At 39.1% G+C, this 5,415-nt stretch carries 3 protein-coding genes and 1 pseudogene; 2 read left to right on the top strand and 2 right to left on the bottom strand.

Features of this window, described 5'->3' with window-relative positions; translation table 11 throughout:
• Nucleotides 1-124: 124 nt before the first annotated feature.
• Nucleotides 125-1,771 carry a hypothetical protein gene (locus FC27_RS11240; protein WP_010624478.1) on the bottom strand — a complete coding sequence of 549 codons (1,647 nt, stop codon included), beginning with the start codon at nt 1,769-1,771 and terminating at the stop codon, nt 125-127.
• Between the two features lie 231 nt (nt 1,772-2,002).
• Between FC27_RS11240 and FC27_RS11235 the strand changes: the two genes are divergently transcribed.
• Nucleotides 2,003-2,863 (top strand): aldo/keto reductase, encoded by an 861-nt coding sequence (locus FC27_RS11235; protein WP_010624477.1) that lies wholly within the window; start codon nt 2,003-2,005, stop codon nt 2,861-2,863.
• Between the two features lie 104 nt (nt 2,864-2,967).
• Nucleotides 2,968-3,753, top strand: coding sequence for a glucose-1-dehydrogenase (locus FC27_RS11230; RefSeq protein ID WP_010624476.1), 786 nt, complete (start codon nt 2,968-2,970; stop codon nt 3,751-3,753).
• Between the two features lie 421 nt (nt 3,754-4,174).
• Here the strand turns inward: FC27_RS11230 and FC27_RS12185 are convergent.
• Nucleotides 4,175-5,185: pseudogene (locus tag FC27_RS12185) on the bottom strand (glucosaminidase domain-containing protein); the annotation flags it as partial.
• Nucleotides 5,186-5,415: the final 230 nt, after the last annotated feature.

Raw genomic sequence — 5,415 nt, 5'->3', positions numbered from 1 at the left:
TACGATTTGACTTAGAGCCGTTCAAAATAACTGCTGCCGATACATCTACTAGACGAGCCATATTCCATTAACTAAATCAAAGTAAAAGCCAGTATTCAAAGTTGAATACTGGCTTTTTTTGTCTTTAAGGCATTATCTGTCGACGTCGCCAAATCAGAAAAATACTGTACAGTAAGGATACTCCGGTAACGGCTAAACTAAATTTTTGTATGGTGGTGTAATGATATTGAATTGTTACTGTTCCTCGTCCCCTCAGGGTTATGGTTGCTCGACCTTTGTCACCTAATTCGGGCTGGGTCGTGGTCCCTTTTCCAGTCAACTTTGCTTGATAACCTTTGTAATAAAATAGCGGCAATGAAACTTTTTGGAATGTTTTTTTCGTATTGAAGGAAAATTTGACGATACTTTTCGTAATTTCTTGATGTGATGCTGAAAGTTCCTGATGATCGTAAAGCAATTTTCGTTGTTTATCGGCTTTTACAGCATTGTAGTCGACTGCAGAAGGTAGGTATTCGTGACCAGCACCAATCAAATAACTGCTTATATGTTCATATGCATCGTAAGTATGCAATTTGGTTGGTGCAGCTTTAAGTGAAGCCTGCGACAGTGAGAAACTTACGAGCAGCGTCAGAGTCAGCAAAATTGGTGTGAAGTATCTCAACTGCAGGATCTGAAGATCGTCTTTAGCAATAAAGTAAGCTACGATCAGTGAAATCAGACTGAAGAATCGCCAAGGGAATTGGAATGAGGCGAAGATACTGTGGCGTAGTGCATACCAAGGGAAAAATTCACTGCAAGAGATCAATAACAGCCAGGCGATAATGGTCAGAGTTAAGTTTTTACGATTGAGTAAATTATAAACAGTATATATGAAGAGAAACAAAATTATTATAAGTCCCAGATTAACAGTTGTCCCGTGAAAGACCTGATTGTTAAAGGAGTTTACCAAAAGGTCATGGAGTGGTTGAATCTGTTGATAAATACGGATCAAGGGATGTGTCGATACGGTAAAATCTTGGTCAGCCATTTGTTCGAAAATTGGCCCGTAAAGTGAAAAAGTTACTCCGATCGTCAATAGAGCAGCCTTTAAAATGGCGAAAAAGGTGTCTTTTTTCCAAAAGTATTTTAGATTCAAGATAACGAAAATAATTGCAAAACAAATCATCATAAACAAAGAAATAATATGTGAAAAGCCAACGCAGATCATCGCGACCGCTAGAATGTACCATTGTTCAATTTCACCTTTGCGAAATTTCAACAGTTCCGATAAAACCAATGGGAAGAAGATCATACCCATAAGTTCCCCCATATCTTGACGAGTGAACAAAACTTGTAGACGATAGCTACTGAAGAAATAGATCAAGCTAAATATCAGGGCATTTTTAACAGAAAAATGCATTCTTTTGCCGGCAAAATAGCTTACCGACAAGGTCAAGAAATTGATGTATATCTGGGTAAACAAAAAAGTCCAGACGACTGGTAGACCAACGACTCGCAGTAAAGCCGCAGGGTATAAGAAGATGTCTGGATAAAAAAGACTCGAAGCGTAGCCGAAGCCACCAGCCAAATATTGGTCGACTTTTGGCAAGAGATTGCCATGTGTAATGGCAGTCGCTAATGCTTCGATCCGGTTGATGTGGTAACGGTAATCGCCAGAGCCGAAAGCTAGTCCAGGATGCCAATTAACAAAGACGACAATCAAAACGCTAACTAGAAGAAACAGCAAGTATAGATATCTTTTTTGATTTAATTTTTGCATCAAATTTTTCATATTAATATCCTAATTGTTGGTATAGTAGAGTTTCTGTATCAATTATTATTCATCATAACACTACCACTGGTTAGGTAATTGATTTGAAAATATCCCAGGAATTGCACTTGGCGTAGAAACGCTATCTTCATGACAAATTCAGTCAAATAAGACACCATCAAAAAAAATTATTTGCCTTACACTAAAGTCGAAGGTATACAGTAAGAATCATTAATAGAAGGGAAGTTCTTTATGACAAAATTGGATGAAACTTATAATTTAAATGATGGTACTAAGATCCCTAAGGTAGCTTTCGGTACTTGGCAAATGCCTGCTGACAAGACCCGTGAAGCTGTTTTGAATGCTTTGGAGGCCGGTTATCGCCATATTGATACTGCTTTAGCTTATGACAATGAAAAAGAAGTTGGTCAAGCTGTCCGTGATTCTGATATCCCACGTGACCAAATCTATGTAACTTCTAAGTTGCCTGGGGAAACTAAGACTTATGAAGGTGCTAAGAAGGATTTCGAGACTACTTTCAATAACCTTGATATCGATTATTTGGACCTTTACTTAGTCCATGCACCATTCCCATGGTCAGAAATGAGTACTGAAGGTGACATCAATAAGTATGACCAAGCTAATCAAGAAGTTTGGAAAGCTTTAGAAGAGATCCAAGCCTCCGGCAAAGTTAAGTCAATCGGTGTATCTAATTTCGATGTTCACGACTTAGAAAGTCTCTTAACGACAGCAAAAGTTACTCCAGCCGTCGACCAGATCCAATACTATGTTGGTCACACTGAACCTAAGATCTCTCAATTCACTAAAGACCACAATATTTTGATTGAAGCTTATTCACCACTTGCAACTGGTAAAATGCTCAGCAACCCAACTGTTGAACGAATCGCTGATAAAAACAATGTCAGCGTAGCTCAATTAGCTATCCAATTCGTTGTTCAAAATGGAGCTTTGCCACTTCCAAAGGCAACTCACAAGGAACATATTTTAGCTAATGCCAAACTTGATTTTGAGATCGGCGATGAAGATATGAAGACCTTGAATGGCTTAGAAGATACAGCTATCAATATGTATCACAATGCTCATCAAGAATAATCATATATTTATATTTTATAAATTGACAATCTTATCTTTTTGCCATGTAATAGAGATGTAACGTCCAGTATTCAAATTTTTGTACAAAGAAACGAGGGAAAGATATGTATTCGGATTTAAATGGGAAAGTCGCCGTCGTTACCGGCGGTTCAAAAGGAATCGGTAATGCAATTTCCAAACGTTTTGGCCAAGAAAAAATGTCAGTTGTGATCAACTATCACAGTGATAAGGATGGTGCTCAACAAGCTGCTGATGCTGTTGAGGAGGCTGGTGGACATGCTGTTATCGTCCAAGCTGATATTAGTTCTGAAGCAGGAGCAAAAGAGTTACTTCAAACCGCTATTGATAATTTCGGTGGCTTAGACGTCTGGATCAACAATGCCGGAATGGAGATCAAATCGCCTACGCACGAGGCTACGTTAGATGATTGGAACAAAGTTACGGCTGTTAACCAAACAGGTGTCTTCTTAGGCTGCAAAGTTGCTTTGAACTACTTTGTTACTAATGAGAAAAAGGGTAATATCATCAATATGTCATCTGTCCATGAGCAAATCCCATGGCCTACTTTTGCCAGCTATGCAGCTGCTAAAGGTAGTGTCAAATTGTTCACCAAGACAATCGCCATGGAATATGCTAAGCAAAATATCCGTGTCAATGGCATTGGACCAGGAGCTATCAATACGCCAATCAATGCCGAAAAATTTGCTGACAAGAAACAATATGACAAGACAGTTTCAATGGTACCAATGAATAGAATTGGTAAGCCAGAAGAAGTAGCCGCCGGAGCAGCCTGGTTAGCCTCAGACGAATCAAGCTACGTAACCGGAATAACACTCTTCATCGATGGTGGGATGACACTATACCCAGCCTTCAAAGATGGAGAAGGATAGTGCAAACTGGGCACCTTTGGTAGCANCGTTTCCGCTATAAGAGTAGAAGCGCGCCCTGATACAGAACTAGAGTGAACATATTCTAACACTAAATCAAAATAACAACGAAAAAAACAGTCATTCCAGAAAATCTTGGAATGACTGTTTTACGTTCGAGCGATTAATTCATAAATTGAACATAGCTATCCATGATCCATTCATTAGTGGATACACGGTGATATTTATGACCTTGGTATTCTTTGACTTGGTCAGTGATCCAAAGGCTACCGTTAGCTAATCCACGTGTTCCGTCAAAAGCTTGGCCACTTTTATCGAAACCGACTAGTGGAACGGCATAACTCTTGGGATTATTTGCTTTGATAACTTTTTGATTTGATTGAGCTTTATCATCTGACTTTAGCTGTAGATCAGATGCCTTAACGTATTCTTGAGTTGAAACCTGATAGTAAAGGTGTCCTTCAGGTGTTACTACTTTACCAGTTACTTGCCAATCAGAACCATGCTTCAAAATATTTTTTGAAGGTAGGTCAGGATGAGCTTGAGTATAGATTTGAGCACCATGCGGATTTTTAACAATCCCGATATCACTCATGTCAAAACGTGTACCATTTATCGGTGCGTCGGAGCCAGCATTAGTTTCTGGTTCTTGGACTGGACGATCATAACGAGTTAAGTCGTATGAAGAAATGATATTATTCAAAGTAGCTGCATAGTTAGGGGCCGTTGCATAGCGACCTTGTAACCAAGCTGTTGCATCGCGGTATGAACGAGTATTTTCTTTCCAAGTACCACGATAGAATGAGTGATTATAAGTTAAACCGTTACGGAGCTTATTACCATTATCGTCGAATGATTGTTCATAGGTTGGATATTTGGCAAAATTGGCGGTGATGTAATACCAGCCATATCTTTGACTCCATTCGGCCGTACGCATGGAAACTGATTGACCATGGTAACTTCCTTTGATACCGAACAGATTATGGTTTGGTGGCATAGCCAATGATGATTTACCCCAACCAGATTCAATGATGGCTTGAGCCATCATAACTGAAGCATATAAGTTATAACGTTGAGCTGATTTTTGAGCCCAGGGGCCAATTTGTTCTGCCCAAGCCATTTGGGATGACCAAGAACGAGACAAAGCGTTTTCCTTGGCTACTTCAAAGCCTTCGATGTCGTTAGCATGAGCCACTGTCGGGTCAGCTTTTGAAACTTCTGGTCCTTTGATGACATCTGGTGCTTCGTTGCTGACAGCAACGTTTGGATCAGCTACTGCCTCAGTTTCGATAGTATCGTCAGTATCTGTTGTTGGAACTATTTCTTCGATATTTGTATTAGTGTCAGTCGTCTCAGCTGAAACAACAGTTGGGACGGCAACTGTTGCTAAAGTGTTCAGAACTGCAACACTAGTTAGTAGCAATCTTTTACGCATTTAAATTTCCTCCTGCTTACATGTGCTGGTTAAGAATACAAAAGATTAAAGCCAGCTTCAACTAAATCAGGAGATTGTAAAGACATGTTCATATAACTGTAATTTATTATCATATTAATTAGAATTAGGTTATTGATCTATAAAAAGAATTGAAGACAAAATAAAAGCAGGCAATTTAAGGATTCTAAATTACCTGCATAGATATAACTAAATTTTGGGTCTAAACTTTC

The sequence above is a fragment of the Companilactobacillus versmoldensis DSM 14857 = KCTC 3814 genome (assembly GCF_001434295.1).
In the GTDB taxonomy this organism is placed as follows: Bacteria; Bacillota; Bacilli; order Lactobacillales; family Lactobacillaceae; genus Companilactobacillus; species Companilactobacillus versmoldensis.
The sequence above is the reverse complement of the archived record's forward strand: the minus strand, read 5'-3'. Positions and strand labels throughout refer to the sequence as shown.